Annotated in this window: 15 protein-coding genes; 7 read left to right on the forward strand and 8 right to left on the reverse strand. The window is 71.4% G+C overall.

The annotated features are described in order from the left end of the window. Positions 1-85: 85 nt before the first annotated feature. Genes ACFUJR_RS22860 through ACFUJR_RS22885 form a run of 6 tightly spaced genes read right to left on the reverse strand, consistent with a single transcriptional unit; the run spans position 86 to position 5,715 of the window. Complete coding sequence (locus ACFUJR_RS22860) at positions 86-793, reverse strand: class III extradiol dioxygenase subunit B-like domain-containing protein (RefSeq protein ID WP_383167204.1); 708 nt, start codon at positions 791-793, stop codon at positions 86-88. Positions 794-821: 28 nt separating this feature from the next. After that, the gene (locus ACFUJR_RS22865) at positions 822-1,226 is read right to left on the reverse strand and encodes a hypothetical protein (protein ID WP_383167207.1); all 405 of its coding nucleotides are present in this window, start codon (positions 1,224-1,226) and stop codon (positions 822-824) included. Positions 1,227-1,276: 50 nt separating this feature from the next. Beyond that, entirely contained in the window at positions 1,277-2,797 is a 1,521-nt protein-coding gene (miaB, locus tag ACFUJR_RS22870; RefSeq protein WP_383167209.1) for a tRNA (N6-isopentenyl adenosine(37)-C2)-methylthiotransferase MiaB, read from the reverse strand. A gap of 47 nt (positions 2,798-2,844) precedes the next feature. After that, positions 2,845-3,528, reverse strand: coding sequence for a HisA/HisF-related TIM barrel protein (locus tag ACFUJR_RS22875; RefSeq protein ID WP_383167212.1), 684 nt, complete (start codon positions 3,526-3,528; stop codon positions 2,845-2,847). Next, positions 3,500-4,534 (reverse strand): 4-hydroxythreonine-4-phosphate dehydrogenase PdxA, encoded by a 1,035-nt coding sequence (pdxA, locus tag ACFUJR_RS22880; RefSeq protein ID WP_383167215.1) that lies wholly within the window; start codon positions 4,532-4,534, stop codon positions 3,500-3,502. The genes ACFUJR_RS22875 and pdxA overlap by 29 nt, the downstream gene beginning before the upstream one ends. Continuing rightward, positions 4,531-5,715: a four-carbon acid sugar kinase family protein gene (locus tag ACFUJR_RS22885; protein WP_383167218.1), complete on the reverse strand. Its 1,185-nt coding sequence runs from the start codon at positions 5,713-5,715 to the stop codon at positions 4,531-4,533. Before ACFUJR_RS22885 ends, pdxA begins: the two co-directional genes overlap by 4 nt. Positions 5,716-5,877: 162 nt before the next feature. Between ACFUJR_RS22885 and ACFUJR_RS22890 the strand changes: the two genes are divergently transcribed. Both ACFUJR_RS22890 and ACFUJR_RS22895 read left to right on the forward strand, forming a co-directional pair. Continuing rightward, a complete protein-coding gene (locus tag ACFUJR_RS22890; RefSeq protein ID WP_383167221.1) occupies positions 5,878-6,837 on the forward strand; it encodes a LysR family transcriptional regulator in 960 nt (319 codons plus the stop codon). 104 nt (positions 6,838-6,941) lie between these two features. Beyond that, the gene (locus ACFUJR_RS22895; RefSeq protein WP_383167224.1) at positions 6,942-7,940 is read left to right on the forward strand and encodes a TAXI family TRAP transporter solute-binding subunit; all 999 of its coding nucleotides are present in this window, start codon (positions 6,942-6,944) and stop codon (positions 7,938-7,940) included. Positions 7,941-8,157: 217 nt separating this feature from the next. On the opposite strand, the gene ACFUJR_RS22900 is transcribed toward ACFUJR_RS22895, so the two are convergent. Together ACFUJR_RS22900 and ACFUJR_RS22905 are read right to left on the reverse strand one after the other, a co-directional pair. Further along, a complete protein-coding gene (locus tag ACFUJR_RS22900) occupies positions 8,158-9,555 on the reverse strand; it encodes a sensor histidine kinase (RefSeq protein ID WP_383167226.1) in 1,398 nt (465 codons plus the stop codon). A 15-nt stretch (positions 9,556-9,570) separates the two neighbouring features. Beyond that, complete coding sequence (locus ACFUJR_RS22905; protein WP_383167229.1) at positions 9,571-10,275, reverse strand: response regulator transcription factor; 705 nt, start codon at positions 10,273-10,275, stop codon at positions 9,571-9,573. 263 nt (positions 10,276-10,538) lie between these two features. On the opposite strand from ACFUJR_RS22905, the gene ACFUJR_RS22910 reads away from it, so the two are divergent. From ACFUJR_RS22910 to ACFUJR_RS22930, 5 genes are all read left to right on the forward strand, one after another. Beyond that, positions 10,539-11,324, forward strand: coding sequence for an amino acid ABC transporter ATP-binding protein (locus tag ACFUJR_RS22910; protein ID WP_383167232.1), 786 nt, complete (start codon positions 10,539-10,541; stop codon positions 11,322-11,324). Between the two features lie 63 nt (positions 11,325-11,387). Further along, complete coding sequence (locus ACFUJR_RS22915; RefSeq protein WP_383167234.1) at positions 11,388-12,305, forward strand: glutamate ABC transporter substrate-binding protein; 918 nt, start codon at positions 11,388-11,390, stop codon at positions 12,303-12,305. An 89-nt stretch (positions 12,306-12,394) separates the two neighbouring features. Continuing rightward, positions 12,395-13,042, forward strand: a complete 648-nt coding sequence (locus ACFUJR_RS22920; RefSeq protein WP_352192457.1) for an amino acid ABC transporter permease — start codon at positions 12,395-12,397, stop codon at positions 13,040-13,042. Continuing rightward, positions 13,039-13,956 carry an amino acid ABC transporter permease gene (locus tag ACFUJR_RS22925; RefSeq protein WP_383167237.1) on the forward strand — a complete coding sequence of 306 codons (918 nt, stop codon included), beginning with the start codon at positions 13,039-13,041 and terminating at the stop codon, positions 13,954-13,956. Before ACFUJR_RS22920 ends, ACFUJR_RS22925 begins: the two co-directional genes overlap by 4 nt. 163 nt (positions 13,957-14,119) lie before the next feature. Next, positions 14,120-15,787, forward strand: coding sequence for an FAD-dependent monooxygenase (locus ACFUJR_RS22930; RefSeq protein WP_383167240.1), 1,668 nt, complete (start codon positions 14,120-14,122; stop codon positions 15,785-15,787). Positions 15,788-15,807 lie beyond the last annotated feature (20 nt).

Here is a 15,807-nt window from a genome sequence, read left to right on the forward strand (position 1 = left end):
GACGATGCTCCGCGGCCGTCCGCCGTTCTGCCCCCCGCCGCCGCTGGACGGGACGAGGGGTGACGAGGTGCCCGGCAGGGCGGTACTACGACCAGGCCGCGACGAAGTAGCCGACGCCGTAGGGTGCGTCCTCGTACAGCAGCCTGCCGTCGAGGCCGGCGCCCTCGGCGGCGCCCGCGAGGACCTGCCAGGGTGCCCGGCCGGCAGCCTTCAGCTCGTAGGCAAGGTTCTCGTCCAGGCCGAGGAGGGCGCCCACGTCCGCCGTGCCCAGCGCACTCGCGGCCGCCTCGTCGAAGGCGGCGGCACGCTCGTCCAGGTAGCCGGGTGCCTTGAGGGTCCGGCAGGCGCTGCCGTCTCCCATCACGAGCAGGGCCACGCGGTCGGCCGCGGCGGCCAGCTGACGGCCGGTCGAGACACAGCGGTCGGCCTCAAGGCGCTCCCAGACGCCCATGCCTTCGACGGGCGCGTCGGCCCAGTCGGCGCGCTGCAGGAGCCACGCGGCGATGGCGAGGGAGGTGGGCAGCGGACGCTCAGCCGCGGGCCCGGCCCCGAGCTGTACGGAGAAGTCGACGCCGAATCCCGCGAAGCAGCCGGTCGAACCGGCGGGGAACGCTCCGCGGGCCCCCTCCTCGGCGGGACCGACGACATAGAGCCGATCCGGCCGGGACGCGGCGAGCAGCCCGAGCACGTCGGCGCAGGCCGTCCGGGCTCCATCGAGCTCACCGGCGGCCCCGGCGGCGACCTCGGGCACGAGCAGGGGAGGACAGGGACAGACGGCTGCGGCGACAAGCATGATCCGCAGCCTACTGCGGCCGCCTCCGTCACACGGGCGGGACGCTGTCCTGCGGTTCCGGCGTCGGCGGCTCGGGGACGTGGGCGGCGTCAGGGGCGGGATCGGGGTCGGCGTCGGGACCGGGACCGGGATCGGGGTCGCGATCGGGATCGGGATCGGGATCGGGATCGGCCGAATCGTGGACGAGTTCGGCGATACTCAGCGTGATCAGCGTCTCCGACATCAGCCCCCTGACGATCACCAGACAGCCGTCACCACTGGGGTACCGGTACACCTCACGCGACTTCTCCCGCCACGGCTCGTGGAAGGTGAGCGAGGCGGCACGCATCGCCTCCCGCGCGTCCTCACGCGACCCGGTGACTCTCCGCACCACCTCACAGCGGTACGTGTCCCCGTTGCTGCCGCGCTGCGCGACGACGACCCACTTCCCCATCACGGCCCCCCGTTGTGGATATGTCAGATGTCAGAGGTCGGATCTCGGTGTCAGTGGCTTCCGCAGGCGGGTGCCGCAGCCGCCGGAAGCGGGTCCGGCACACCGATCTTCGGAAGTCCGAGCAGGACCCCCGCGGGCTTCGCGGCGGCCTGGGCGGTGCGCTTCTCCCAGGCGTCGCCCGCGCGGGTACGGCGGACGGCGGTCGTCGGGCCCTCGGCGAGGAGGTGGTGCGGGGCGGCATAGGTGATCTCGACGGTCACCACGTCACCCGGGCGGACCTCCTCGTCCGGCTGCGTGAAGTGGACGAGCCGGTTGTCGGGGGCGCGACCGGAGAGGCGGTGTGTGGTGCCGTCCTTGCGGCCCTCACCCTCGGCCACCATGACCTCCAGCGTCCGGCCCACCTGCTTCTTGTTCTCCTCCCAGGAGATCTCCTCCTGGAGCGCGACCAGGCGCTCGTAGCGCGCCTGCACGACCTCCTTCGGGATCTGCCCGTCCATCTCCGCCGCGGGGGTCCCGGGCCGCTTGGAGTACTGGAAGGTGAAGGCGTTGGCGAAGCGGGCCTCGCGGACCGTGTGCATCGTCTGCTCGAAGTCCTCCTCGGTCTCGCCGGGGAAGCCCACGATGATGTCGGTGGAGATGGCGGCGTGCGGGATGGCGGCGCGCACCTTCTCGATGATGCCGAGGAAGCGCTCCTGCCGATAGGAGCGGCGCATGGCCCTGAGGACCGTGTCCGAGCCGGACTGCAGCGGCATGTGGAGCTGCGGCATCACGTTCGGGGTCTCGGCCATCGCGGCGATGACGTCGTCCGTGAAGTCGCGGGGGTGCGGCGAGGTGAAGCGGACCCGCTCCAGGCCCTCGATCTCGCCGCAGGCGCGCAGCAGCTTGGAGAAGGCTTCGCGGTCACCCAGGTCGGAGCCGTACGCGTTGACGTTCTGGCCGAGGAGGGTGATCTCCGAGACGCCCTCGGCCACCAAAGCCTCGATCTCGGCGAGGATGTCGCCGGGGCGGCGGTCCTCCTCCTTGCCGCGCAGCGCCGGGACGATGCAGAAAGTGCAGGTGTTGTTGCAGCCGACGGAGATCGAGACCCAAGCGGCATAGGCGGACTCGCGGCGGGTCGGCAGCGTGGAGGGGAACGCCTCCAGCGACTCCGCGATCTCGATCTGGGCCTCTTCCTGGACACGGGCGCGCTCCAGGAGGACCGGCAGCTTGCCGATGTTGTGCGTGCCGAAGACGACGTCGACCCAGGGGGCCTTCTTGACGATGGTGTCGCGGTCCTTCTGGGCGAGGCAGCCGCCGACGGCGATCTGCATGCCCGGACGCGAGGTCTTCCTGGGGGCGAGCCTGCCGAGGTTGCCGTAGAGCTTGTTGTCGGCGTTCTCACGGACCGCGCAGGTGTTGAAGACGACGACGTCGGCGTCGCCGTCCGAGCCCTCGGGGGCACGGACGTAGCCGGCGTCCTCCAGCAGACCGGAGAGCCGCTCGGAGTCGTGGACGTTCATCTGGCACCCGTAGGTGCGCACTTCGTAGGTTCGCTGGACGTCCACTGCCTGGCTCCGGTCGCTGCTGGTCATGACACAAGGGTATGCGGTGCCGGGGATTGCCCCGGCCCGAGCTGCCGCTACGACGGCACCGGGACGCTCCCGGCAGCGTCGAGGGCCTCCGTGAGCTGGGCAGCGAGGGTGCCCGCGTCGGGGCGCAGGGAGCCGTCGAAGGCGGCCGAACCGATGGTGAAGGCGTCGGCTCCGGCGGCTGCCAGGTCCCGTATCCGATCCCTGCCGCTGATGCCGCCGGCCACGACCAGGCACCCGGTGGTGGCCGCCCGGGCGGCGCGGACGAGGTCGAGGGGCTCCGCGTCGGTCGCCCGGTAGGCGAGGAGGTCGACGCCCGCGCAGCCGGCGGCCTCGGCCCGGCGGCAGTCCTGGGCGACCCGCTCGGGGCCGCCCGCGAGGCGGGTGGGGTGGCCCGCGGGTTCACCCGCGAAGGGGAGGTACTCGATGGTGGTGCCGGCGAGGAGGGTCAGCGTCTCGTCGACCCAGGTGCCGCCCATGAGCCGGTCGACGCCGAGGTCGATGGCGTGCCGGACGGAGGCGAGGGCTTCGTCGCGGGTGGTGCTGACCACTTCGAGGTAGCTGGTGGCCCCCATGTCCTTGATCTGCCGGTGGAGCCGGTCGAGGGTGGCCGCGTCGACCCCGACGTCCTTGAAGCCGAGGTGGCCGATGCCGAGGTCCCGGACGGTGTCGAGGACGTCGAGGCAGTCCGTGACGGTCCTGTCCTCACGGGTGAGCATGAAGATGAAGTCCACGGAGGTCCTCCGGCTCGGATGCGGGTGGTCGGGTCAGCTCGTCCGCGTGGTGCAGGGCGGTGAGCAGGCTGGTGTGGTCGGCGGTGCCCCGACCGGCGAGGTCGAAGGCCGTGCCGTGGTCGACGCTGGTCCGCACGAAGGGCAGGCCGATGGTGATGTTGACGCCGTGCTCCAGGCCCAGGTACTTGACCGGTATGAGCCCCTGGTCGTGGTACTGGGCCACGACGACGTCGAACTCGCCCGCTCGGGCGCGCATGAAGACCGTGTCGGCGGGCCAGGGGCCGCTGGCGTCGATGCCCTCTCGGCGGGCGGCGCGCACGGCCGGTTCGATGATGTCGAGGTCCTCGCGGCCGAAGAGCCCGTTCTCACCGGCGTGGGGGTTGAGGGCGGCGACGGCGATACGGGGATGCGCGTTCTTCCCGCGCCCGGTCAGGAGCGTGCGGTGGGTGAGCCGGATGATCTCCAGCTCACGGGCGGTGGTGAGGGAGTCGAGTGCCGTGCGCAGTGACTGGTGGACGGTGACCAGGACGACCCGCAGCTCGTCGTTGGCCATCATCATGGCGTATTCGTCGGTGCCCGAGAGTTCGGCGAGGATCTCGGTGTGGCCCGGGTAGGGCAGCCCCGCCAGTCCGAGCGCCTCCTTGTTGATCGGTGCGGTGGTCAGCGCCCGGATCTCGCCCTGGAGGGCGAGCTCTACGCCTCGGCGTACGTAGTGGAACGACGCTGCGCCGGCGCGTGCGTCCACCGTGCCGAGCGGCAGGTCCGCGGGGAGCGCCCCTACGGGGAGGACGTCCATCACCCCTGGCCTGTGGGCCGCTTCCGCGACGGAGGAGATCGGTCGCGTGGTCAGCGCGGTGCCGGTGACGCGGCAGGCCCGGGCGAGGGTGTCCGGGTCGCCGAAGACGACGACCGGAGGACGGCGTCGGGGGTCGGCGTACGCCTTGACGGTGATCTCGGGACCGATGCCGCACGGATCGCCCATGGTGAGGGCGATGGGTCGCGTCATGAGAGCTGTCCTCCTTCCACGAGGAGGCGGCGGAGGCGGTCGAGCGTGCCGTCGTCGCCGAAGCCGCCCGCCTTGATCAGGACGGGGATGCGGGGCCGGCCGAGTAGTACGCCCCGTGCCACGCCCGGTTCAGGCTCGTCGACCAGGTCGATACCGGCGGCCCCGAGGGCTTCCAGCACCGTCGCCGCGGTCTCTCCTCCGGTCAGCACCAGTCCGTCGACCAGCCGCTCCGCCACCGAGGCGCCTACGACGCCGGCGAGACGGCACGTCAATACGTCGGAGGCCGCACGGCGGGCGTCGGGGGTGTGGACGGCGAGCACGGGCGCGGCGGACCGACGCAGGGCCTCGACGGCCGCGGCCGGGTCGTCGCCGGCATCGGCCGCGGCTACGTCCCGGCGCGTGCGCAACCGCTCCAGCTGGCGGCGGGAGGCCGGGTGTGCGCTGCCGACCACCACCAACGGGCGCCGTGACCCGGGGAGTTCGACCGCGGAGGCCGCGGGGACGCGGGAGTGGTGGGCGGCCAGCGCCGCGGCGAGGCCCGGTGAGCCGGCCCAGAGGACGTCGTGCGGTCGGGGCACGGAGGAGACCAGAAGGTCGAGGTCGGCATCGGTGGCCGCCGAGCAGACGAACACCCCTCCCGTGTCGATCAGCTCCGGCAGCTTCCCGAACTGCTCCGGCTCGAGCAGTTCCGCCTCGGGCAGCAGGCGGGCGAGGTCCGAGGTGCGGACCGGGTGCGTCGGGTCGTGGGCGAAGGCCGTCTCGTGCACCGGAACGCCCTGGACGTGCTGGATCCCCCTGACCGTCGTCCGGCCCTCGGCGGGGAACGCCGGTGCGACGACGAGGGCCTGACGGCCCGATCCGGAGTGGGCGGCTCGGGTCTCGGCCGCCAGATGGCCCCGAAGTGTGGAGTCGACGGTCTTGATCAGCAGGTCGGCGCCCGCGAACGCGGCCGCGGCCCGCCAGGTCAGGGCCGCGGCCGTCGCCTCGTCGAGTGGGCGGCTGCCGAGGTCGACGGCGACGACTCCCTCACGGGCCGCGCCGAGTACGCCGTCCCGCTGCAACAGGACCTGAGCCCGATGCCCGGCCCCGCGGAACGGCGCCGCGCCGTCGCCCGCGCTCGTGAGGTCGTCGGCGAGGACCGCGATGCTCGTCACGGGATCTGCCGGGGGTTCCTGCCTCATGCCTCGTCCTCCTCTCGGTCGTACCGCCGGACCCGGTTCGCCGACCACGCCCGGACGGCCCGTCGCCCGCGTGACGTGATCGCCACTGACGTCAACCCTGGCGCCCGGAAAGCGGCTGGACAAGCGATTCCTTCTCACTCCACCTGTGAGTAGATTTCACACATGCGCTGGCCGGACCTTCCCCCGTTGAACTCGCTGCTCCCCTTCGAGGCGACAGTGCGGCACGCGAGCATGACCCGGGCCGCCGAGGAGCTTCACGTGACCCACGGCGCGGTCAGCCGACAGATCCAGAACCTGGAGAAGTCCCTGGGTGTCAGGCTCTTCGAGCGTGGGACCCGCTCCCTGCGGCCGACCCCTCAGGCCCGCCGCCTCGCGGCCGCCGTCCGTGACGCGCTCGACCAGGTCGACACGGCGGCCCGGGAGGTGGCACGACGGGAGCGCGGGGGTCCGCTCGCGCTGTCCTGCGAGCCGACCCTCCTGATGCGCTGGCTCATCCCCCGGCTGCCGGACCTCTCGCAGCAGGTGCCGGGCCTCACGGTGCATCTGTCGGCGGGCGGCGGACCCGTCTCCTTCGACCGGGACCCCATCGACGTCGCTCTGCGGCGCGACGACTTTCCCGTACCGGCGGACGTGTGCCGCTCCCCCCTCTTTCTGGAACGGATCGGTCCGGTCTGCAGCCCGGACCTGGCCGAGCGACTCCGCGCCGGGCGCAGGGGCGCGAGCGGGGTCGCGGGCACCGGCCCGGGCGCGAGCGGGGTCGCGGGCACCGGCGCAGGCAACGGCGCGAGCGGGGTCGCCGGGGTGACGATTCTGCACTCCAGCACGCGGCCAGGAGCGTGGGCCGACTGGCAACGCCTCACGCGTCGCCGCGTCGACCCCGCCGGTGAGCAGACCTTCGAGCATTTCTATCTGGCGCTCCAGGCGGCCGTCGCCGGCGTCGGCATCGCCATCGGCCCGTACGCGCTCGTCCACGACGACCTCGTGCGCGGCCAGCTCGTGGCGCCCTTCGGTCTGGTCGAGGACGGCACGGGATACCACCTGCTCAGCCCGCAGCCGCCCGAGCGGGACGACCGCATCGCCGCGCTGCTTGCGTGGCTGCGCACCCAGGCGACCGGTCTCTGACGACGAAGCCCCCGGGCGGACGAGCACGGGCAAGGAGACGTGACGGCCGGCGGCTCGCATGGCCGGCCTGGCCAGAGCGGGCAGGGAACTGGCAGGATCGCGCCATGCTCGCCTCGCTCTCCCGTGCCGTCCGCCGCCGCCTGCTCCAGGTGTCGGCGGCGCTTCTGGTGGTGTGCGGGCTGCTGGTGTGGTGGCTGGTTCCTTTCGGTCCGCCGGATCCGAGCGGCCGGGTCACCTTCAGTACGGGCGTTCCCACCGGCGTCTACCAGCGGTACGGCGAGCTGCTGCGGCAGGCCCTCGCCACCGATCTGCCGGATGTCTCGATAACGCTCAGGAACAGCGAGGGCTCGCAGCAGAACCTCGCGCGTCTGGCCGCGGGCGAGACGGACTTCACCATCGCGACGGCCGACGCCGTGGCCCAGTACCAGCGCGACCGGAAGCCCGGCTTCGACAGGCTCCGGGGCTCGGCCCGCCTCTACGACGACTACGTCCAGATCGTCGTCCCCAAGCAGTCGCCCGTCCGGTCCGTCGCCGATCTGCGCGGGCTCCGCGTCGGCGTCGGCCAGGAGGGGTCCGGTGTCCGGCTCATCGCGGATCGGGTCCTCGCGGCGGGCGGACTCGCCCCCGATGTCGACATCAAGCCGGTCCCGGCCGGCATCGACACCATGCCGGCCCTGATGGAGAGCGGGAGACTGGACGCGTTCTTCTGGTCGGGCGGTCTGCCCACACAGGCCGTCCAGGCACTGTCCGAGCGCATGCCGGTACGGCTGGTCTCGCTGGACGCGGCCCTCGTGGACAAGCTGCACGACGCGGGCGAGTCGACCCGTCACTACCGCTCCGCGACCATTCCGGCGGACGCCTACAAGCGGGCGCAGGACGGACAGCGGGTGGAGACGGTGGCCGTGGCGAACCTGCTCGTGACGACGGACACGGCGGATTCGGCGCTGGTGGAGGGTTTGACCCGTACGGTGATCAGAAGCCGGGACCGGATCGGCGGCCAGGTCCACCCCGCCCAGCTGGTGGACCTGCGTACCGCGATCTACACCGAACCGCTGCCCCTCCACGAGGGTGCGCGCCGCTACTACCGCTCCGTGAAGCCGTAACCACCGCGTACCGCCGCCCCGCAAGGCCCCGGTCCGCTCCTCGAAGCCCCGCCCCGCAAGGCCCCGGCCCGCAAGCCCCCCTCTCCGCGAAGCCCCGCCCCGCCCCCCGAAGCCCTGGCCCGCAACGTCCCGGCCCGCTCCGCGAAGCCCCCGCCCCGCTCCATGAGCCCGCGGCCACAGTCGCCCCGCCGACCCCGTCAGCGCCTTCGCCGACCCCTCAGCGCCCCTGCGACCCCGTCCTCGGCACCGTGACCGTCACGCGCAGCCCGTGCGGTTCGTTCGGCGCGTAGGCGATCGAGCCGCCGCCCGCCCCGAGCAGAACCTGGGCGATCGAGAGACCGAGCCCCGAGCCCTTGATGTTCTGGTGGCGGTTGCTGCGCCAGAAGCGGTCGCCGACGCGGTCGAGTTCCTCCGGCGCGAGCCCCGGGCCCGCGTCCGCCACCACGACCGTGCAGGTGTCGCCCTCGGACGCCACGGCGACCGTGACCTCCTCCCCTTCCGGGGTGAACTTCAGCGCGTTGTCGATCACCGCGTCGAGCGCGCTGGAGAGCGCCACCGGGTCCGCCCAGGCCGTCACCGCGCGCCGCTCTCCCCCGAGCCGTACGCCCTTCTCCTCGGCGAGCGGGCGCCATGCGGCGACCCGCTCGGCCGCGAGCTCGCCGATGTCGGTGAGCCGCAGGTCGGCGGCGGCGTGCTCGGCGAGCGCGAGGCCCAGCAGATCGTCGAGGACCTGGGCGAGCCGCTTGCCCTCGGTACGGACGGAGGCGATCTCCTCGTTGCCCTCGGGTAGTTCAAGGGCGAGCAGCTCGATGCGGAGGAGCAGCGCCGAGAGCGGGTTGCGCAGCTGGTGCGAGGCGTCGGCGACAAAGGCCCGCTGCTGCTCCAGGACGTCTTCGACGTTGTCGGCCATCTCGTTGAACGCGCGGGCCAGCCGGCGCAGTTCCGGGGGTCCCCCGGCCTCGGCGACCCGGGACTTCATCCGGCCCGTGGCGATGCCGTGGGTGGCCGCGTCCAGGACGCGGACGGGCCGCAGCACCCAGCCGGTGAGCCGGAAGGCGGCGCCGACGGCGAGCAGCATCGCGGCCGACTCCCCTGCCACGATGATCAGCCAGCCGTTGAGGATGCGCGAACGCAGCTGTCCCGTGGGCGAGTCGGTCACCACGACGGCGACCACGTCCCCGTCCCGTACGACCGGAGAGGCGATCGTCAGGCGGGCATCCGGCTGCCACGGCCACACCTGCGGCGGGTCGTGGCTGCGGCGCCCGAGCAGCGCCTCTTTGAAGGCGCGACGGCCCTCACCCTCGTACGGGACGACCCAGTCCTGGGGCGCGGCGGCCATGGCCCGGTTGTCCCGGTAGAAGATGCCCGTCCTGATGCCGTACACGTCGTGGTAGCTGGCGAGTTCACCCCTGAGGGTGGTGCGGCGCTCGTCGACCGTGGGCTCGGACTCGCTGACGAACTGGGCGAGCGCGGCGAACCGCGCCGCGTCGTCGAGCCGGTCGACGACGACGCGCTGCTGCTCGGCCGCGGCGATGCTCGCGGCGAGCGGGAAACCGAGGGCGAGCAGCACCCCGGCCATCAGGACGAGGAGGAGCGGAAGAAGACGCGTGCGCACGTGGGGCCCGGGCGGCTACGCGGCCGGGGCGACCAGGCGGTAGCCGACGCCGCGTACGGTCTCGATCAGGGCGGGCATGGCCAGCTTGGAGCGCAGCGAGGCGACATGCACCTCAAGCGTGCGGCCGGTCCCCTCCCAGTTGGTGCGCCAGACCTCGCTGATGATCTGCTCGCGCCGGAAGACCACACCGGGTCGCCCGGCGAGCAGGGCCAGCAGGTCGAACTCCTTGCGGGTGAGCTGGACGGGCGCGCCGTCGACGCTGACGCGGCGGGTGGGCAGCTCGATGACGACGGAGCCGAGCCGCAGCGCGGCGTCGTCGCCGGCCGCACCCCCCTCGTCGCCGCCCGCGTTGCGCCGGCTGACGGCGTGGATCCGGGCGAGCAGTTCTCCGGTGTCGTACGGCTTGACCACGTAGTCGTCGGCCCCGAGGTTGAGCCCGTGTATGCGGGACCGTACGTCGGCACGCGCCGTCACCATGATCACGGGCGTCGAGGTGAGCTTACGGATCCGGCCGCAGACCTGGTAGCCGTCCTGGTCGGGCAGTCCGAGGTCGAGCAGGATCACACCGTACGAAGGGCGCTCGCCGTGCGCGGCGGGCAGCACCGCCTGGAGCGCCTCCTCGCCGTTCCGGGCGTGCGTGACCGCGAAGCCGTGCTTCGCCAGGACGGCGGACAGGGCCGCGGCGACATGATCGTCGTCTTCGACGAGCAGGAGTCTCATGGCCCCCCTCCGGTGGCTTCGTGATCGTGTCATGGCTATCGGTGTACCAGGGCATGAACGCCGATGGTCGGTGTCACAGTCAAGTGCCCCCCTGTGACGACGGGGTTTCCGTTATGTACCCGGTACGCCGTCGCGCGCCCCGTTCACGCAGTGTGTCCGGCCGAGGCCTTATCGTTATCCTCAATTTCCGCTCAGATGTAATGACGCTCGTCGCACTGCATGCCTAGTGTCCTCCCCAACCGAGGAGGACGGAGCAAAAGCCGATGAGCGGAGTGTCAGTGACCAAGGGCTCGGAAGACGCCGGTGTGGCGGCGGGCGACCTGGTCGTGCTGTCCAACGTGAACAAGCACTTCGGCGCGCTGCATGTGCTCCAGGACATCGACCTGACGATCGCCCGTGGCGAAGTCGTGGTCGTCATCGGGCCTTCGGGGTCCGGCAAGTCCACACTGTGTCGCACCATCAACCGCCTGGAGACGATCGACTCCGGCACCATCACGATCGACAACCGGCCGCTGCCCCAGGAGGGCAAGGAGCTGGCCAGGCTGCGCGCCGACGTCGGCATGGTGTTCCAGTCCTTCAATCTCTTCGCGCACAAGACCGTGCTCGAGAACGTGATGCTGGGTCAGGTCAAGGTCCGCAAGAGCACGAAGGGTGCCGCCGAGGCCAAGGCCCGCGCCCTGCTGGACCGCGTGGGTGTCGGCACCCAGGCGGACAAGTACCCGGCGCAGCTCTCCGGGGGTCAGCAGCAACGTGTCGCGATCGCGAGGGCGTTGGCGATGGACCCGAAGGTCATGCTGTTCGACGAGCCGACGTCGGCCCTCGACCCCGAGATGATCAACGAGGTCCTCGAGGTCATGCAGCAGCTGGCGCGCGACGGCATGACGATGGTCGTCGTCACCCATGAGATGGGTTTCGCGCGTTCGGCCGCCAACCGCGTGGTCTTCATGGCGGACGGCAAGATCGTCGAACAGGCCACGCCGGACCAGTTCTTCAGCAACCCGCGCAGCGACCGGGCGAAGGACTTCCTCTCGAAAATCCTCCACCACTGACGACGGTCAGCCTTCATCATTCACCCTGCTGACCAACAACCCACGAACCAAGGGATGTTCACCATGAAGCTCCGCAAGTCCGCGGCCGTGGCCGTCGCCGTGCTCGCGCTCACCGCGACCGCCTGTGGTGGCAAGGAGGGCTCCGCCGGCGACAAGCCCGCCGTGAAGCCCGGCGACTCGAGTGCCCCGCAGCTCCCCAAGTACATCGTCGCCACCGACGTGAAGCTGGAGTCGCCCACCTTCAAGGAGGCGCAGAAGCGCGGCAAGCTGATCATCGGTTCCAAGGCCGACCAGCCGTACCTCGGCTTCGAGGACCAGGCCACCAAGGAGCGGTCCGGCTTCGACATCGAGATCGCGAAGATGATCGCGGCCGACCTCGGCTTCACCGAGGACAAGATCGAGTGGAAGACCGTCGACTCGAAGCTCCGTGAGACGGCGATCTCGACGGGCCAGGTCGACTACTACGTCGGCACGTACACGATCAACGACAAGCGCAAGGCGCAGGTCGGCTTCGCGGGTCCGTACTACAAGGCCGGCGCCGACCTCCTGGTCCGCAAGGACGAGACCGCGATCACCGGTCCGGAGACCCTCAAGGGCAAGAAGGTCTGCTCCATCACGGGCTCGACCCCGCTGCAGGAGATCAAGAAGCCCCAGTACGGCGCCGAGACCACCGAGCTGGCGAAGTACTCCGACTGCGTGCAGCAGCTGCTCACCAAGCAGGTCGACGCGGTCACCACCGACGACGCGATCCTCAAGGGCTACGCCGCCGCCAACGCCGGCAAGCTCAAGGTCGTGGGCAAGGCCTTCACCGAGGAGCCCTACGGCGTCGGCATGAACAAGGACGACAAGGTCCTGCGCGACAAGATCAGCGACATCCTCGACGCGCACATCAAGGACGGCACGTACAAGAAGATCTACGAGGCGACCCTGGGTCTCTCGGGTTCCGCGTACGTCGAGCCGCCGGCGCTCGTCCGCTACTGATACCTCGCCTGACGTCGAGCGCCCCGTACGGGAGTACGGGGCGCCCCTCCTCCTGCCCGTAAGCCGCTGACAGCCGACGCGGAGACCTCATGAACGTACTGCTCGACCATTTCCCGGAGTTCCGCGACGGCTTCATAGGAACCGTGTCGATCACCGCCGTCAGCTCGGTCATCGCGCTGGTCCTCGGCGTCGTCGTCGCCGGGTTCCGGGTGTCGCCCGTCCCGCCGCTGCGCTTCTTCGGGACCGCCTGGGTCACGCTCCTGCGCAACACCCCGCTGACGCTGCTCTTCCTCGTCTCGTTCTTCGTCGTCCCCGAGATCCTGTTCCCGGGTATGAGCCCCTTCGTGCTCGGCTCGCTCGCGCTCGGCTTCTACACCTCCGCGTTCGTCTGCGAGGCCGTCCGCTCCGGCATCAGCACGGTGCCGCTCGGCCAGGCGGAGGCCGCCCGCTCGCTGGGCATGACGTTCTCGCAGACCCTGCGGATGATCGTGCTCCCGCAGGCCACCCGGACCGTGCTGCCGCCACTGAGCTCGATCTTCATCGCGCTCACCAAGAACTCAGCCATCGCGGGCGCCTTCAGCGTCACCGAACTCTTCGGCTGGCAGACGCTGATGAGCGAGCAGGGTTACGCCATCGGCCCCATCTTCGCCTGGGTGGCCGCCGCGTACCTGGTCGTCACCTTCACCATCAGCGGGATCTTCCGTCTCCTTGAGCGCCGCATGGAGGTCGCCCGATGAGTGCCAGCGTTCTCTACGACTCCCCCGGCCCCAAGGCGCGCGTCCGCAACCGGATCTTCGCCGTCGTGGGCACCGTCGCCATCGTCGCGCTGCTCGCCGTGAGCGTGCTCCGGCTGGCCGACAAGGGGCACCTCGACCCCGCGATGTGGGACATCTTCAACTACGCGGGCATCCGGCAGAACATCGCCGACGCCCTCGTCGCCACCCTCAAGGCCTTCGGCCTCGCGGCGGTCGGCTCGCTCGTGCTCGGTGTCCTGCTCGCCGTCGCCCGGCTCTCCGACCACGCCCCGGTCCGCCTGGTGGCCACCGGTTTCATCGAGCTCTTCCGCTCGATCCCGCTGCTGATCACGATCTACGCCGTCTGGGTCGCCTTCCTCACCGACTACTCGATGTGGGCGCTGGCCATCGGCCTGTCGATCTACAACGGCTGTGTCCAGGCCGAGGTCCTGCGCGCCGGCGTGAACGCCGTGCCGAAGGGGCAGCGGGAGGCCGCGTACGCACTGGGCATGAGCAAGACGCAGGTCATGACGACCGTCCTGATGCCGCAGGCCGTCCGGGCGATGCTGCCGACGATCATCAGCCAGCTGGTGGTCACCCTGAAGGACACCTCGCTCGGCTTCGTCATCCTCTACCCCGAGCTGCTCTACTCGGCCCGGCTGATCGCCTCCAACACGCAGGTCAACGGCCAGTACCCGTACGTCTCCACGATCGTGGTCTTCGGCGCCATCTACATCGCGCTGTGTCTGGCCCTCTCCGCGCTCGCCACCTGGATCGAGAAGCGGGGCCGACGGGCCAGGACGGGGATCGTCATCCCTGACGCCACGGCGAAGGCGATCGTGCTGACCAGCGATCCCGCCGCGGGCGGCGGTGGCACGGACGCCGGGCCCGACCACCCTGGTATCACGAAGAACTGACAGTATGTGACATCATCCGGGGGCAGTGGCGGTCGCGCCGCTGCCCCCGTCGCTTGACGCAAGCACCCGCAATGGGTTGCATACGTTCTGTGATCACGCACCGGGCTCGCGCCACACTTCGCTGTGCTTCCCGCATGACCGAACGGCCTTCAGGAGCCGCGCCGTGGACCCGGTGATCATCGTCGGCGCGGGGCCCGTGGGCCTCGCGCTCTCCCTTGCCCTGGCCTCGCAGGGTGTGCCCTCCGTCGTGCTCGACGAGGCCCCCGGCAAGGAGGAGCCGCGCCCGGCCCGGACCGTCGTACTGCGTGCCGACATGGCCGCGATGGTGGAGCGGCTGGGCTGCGCCACCCTGCGTGACGAGGGGGTCCGCTGGGTCGGTTGGCGCTCTCTGCGCCGCAAGCAACAGATGAGGCACATCGAGCTGAGCCTCGGTCTCGGCGGTACGGAGAGTGACGACGAGGGACCGGCGGCTCCCCTGCACATCCCCCAGCACGCCCTCACCCGGGGGCTGCGTGACGCGATCGCCGGGCAGGAGCTGATCAAGCTCGTCGGCGACGCCCGCCTCGACACGATCGAGCAGGACGAGCGCGGCGTCACGGCACACACCCGTGGCCCCGACTCCGGCAGCAACGGCACGTGGTGGCGCGGCAGCCACCTGGTCGGCTGCGACGGCGCCCGCTCCACGGTGCGCAAGCTGCTCTCGATCCGCTTTCCCGGCCGTACGGCGGTGGAGCGGCACGCGGTGGCCGCGCTGCGCGTGGAGCTGCCATGGCCTGGCGAGGCCCTGTTGCACCGTCAGCCGCCGTGGCGGGGAGGCGGCGAGGAGGTCACGGCCCGTCCGCTGCCGGACGGGGTCTGGCGGATCGACTGGCTGCTGCCCCCGCGGGGCGATCTCGTCACCCCGGACGCGCTCGTCTCCAGGATCCGGGAGACGCTGGCAGGCTGGTGCGGTGGGGAGACACCTCCGTACGAGTTGATCGACACCGGTGTCCACACGCTGCACCACCGGCTCGCGCGTCGGTGGCGCGTGGACCGGGTGTTCCTGGCGGGCGACGCGGCCCATCTCCTCGGAGCGGTGGGGACGCAGGGCCTCGACGAGGGGCTGCGGGACGCCGACAACCTGGCCTGGAAGCTCGCGTACGCCTGGCACCACGGGGCCTCGGACACGCTCCTCGACAGCTACCAGAGCGAGCGGCGGGCCGCCGTCGCCTCCCGTCTGCGGGCCGCCGACCAGTCGCTGCCGGTGCTGCGCGGCGGTGGGGGGCTGCGGACGTATCTGCCCGGCGGCTCGCGCGGCCACGACGCCTTGTTGACGGACGGTCACCTGGGGCGCGGCCCGCTGGGCGCGCCCCCCGCGTACCCGCACTCCCCCCTCGCGCCCCAGGACGCCGGGGCGTCCCGGAGCGCGGTGGGCACGGGGACCGGCGCGCCGGTCGAGGACGTCCGTGTGACGGCGCCGGACGGCACGACGGTACGGCTGCGGGACCGGCTCGGCCGTGGCCGCCTGCTCGTGGTGCTCGTCGCGCCCGGTACGGGTGTCTGGGACCGGCGGCACTGGATGAGCGCGGGCGTGATGCCGCGGCTCGTGGAGGCGGTGCGCGCCCTGCCGGTGAAGGCGGAGCTGCTGGTCACGGAGGCGTATCCGGGAGCCGTGGCCCACACGGTCCTGCTCGTACGTCCGGATGGGCATCTGGTCGCCTCCTTCCCCGGGGTCCGGCCCGACGAGCTGTACGCGGCGGCGGACGCGACCCGGGGCGGCAAGGCGGAGACCACGGAGAGCCGGGTCGCTTCGGGGGCGGCGAAGAGCGACCGTACCGTGGGGATCGATTGACCCTCAACTGATCGACTCGT

Source organism: Streptomyces sp. NPDC057271, from assembly GCF_042668715.1.
In the GTDB taxonomy this organism is placed as follows: domain Bacteria; phylum Actinomycetota; class Actinomycetes; order Streptomycetales; family Streptomycetaceae; genus Streptomyces.

Coding starts and splice junctions, on each gene's coding strand:
- ACFUJR_RS22860 (WP_383167204.1), bottom strand. CDS start 793: ATGCTTGTCGCCGCAGCCGTCTGTCCCTGTCCTCCCCTGCTCGTGCCC.
- ACFUJR_RS22865 (WP_383167207.1), bottom strand. CDS start 1,226: ATGGGGAAGTGGGTCGTCGTCGCGCAGCGCGGCAGCAACGGGGACACG.
- miaB (WP_383167209.1), bottom strand. CDS start 2,797: ATGACCAGCAGCGACCGGAGCCAGGCAGTGGACGTCCAGCGAACCTAC.
- pdxA (WP_383167215.1), bottom strand. CDS start 4,534: ATGACGCGACCCATCGCCCTCACCATGGGCGATCCGTGCGGCATCGGT.
- ACFUJR_RS22885 (WP_383167218.1), bottom strand. CDS start 5,715: ATGAGGCAGGAACCCCCGGCAGATCCCGTGACGAGCATCGCGGTCCTC.
- ACFUJR_RS22890 (WP_383167221.1), top strand. CDS start 5,878: ATGCGCTGGCCGGACCTTCCCCCGTTGAACTCGCTGCTCCCCTTCGAG.
- ACFUJR_RS22895 (WP_383167224.1), top strand. CDS start 6,942: ATGCTCGCCTCGCTCTCCCGTGCCGTCCGCCGCCGCCTGCTCCAGGTG.
- ACFUJR_RS22905 (WP_383167229.1), bottom strand. CDS start 10,275: ATGAGACTCCTGCTCGTCGAAGACGACGATCATGTCGCCGCGGCCCTG.
- ACFUJR_RS22910 (WP_383167232.1), top strand. CDS start 10,539: ATGAGCGGAGTGTCAGTGACCAAGGGCTCGGAAGACGCCGGTGTGGCG.
- ACFUJR_RS22915 (WP_383167234.1), top strand. CDS start 11,388: ATGAAGCTCCGCAAGTCCGCGGCCGTGGCCGTCGCCGTGCTCGCGCTC.
- ACFUJR_RS22920 (WP_352192457.1), top strand. CDS start 12,395: ATGAACGTACTGCTCGACCATTTCCCGGAGTTCCGCGACGGCTTCATA.
- ACFUJR_RS22925 (WP_383167237.1), top strand. CDS start 13,039: ATGAGTGCCAGCGTTCTCTACGACTCCCCCGGCCCCAAGGCGCGCGTC.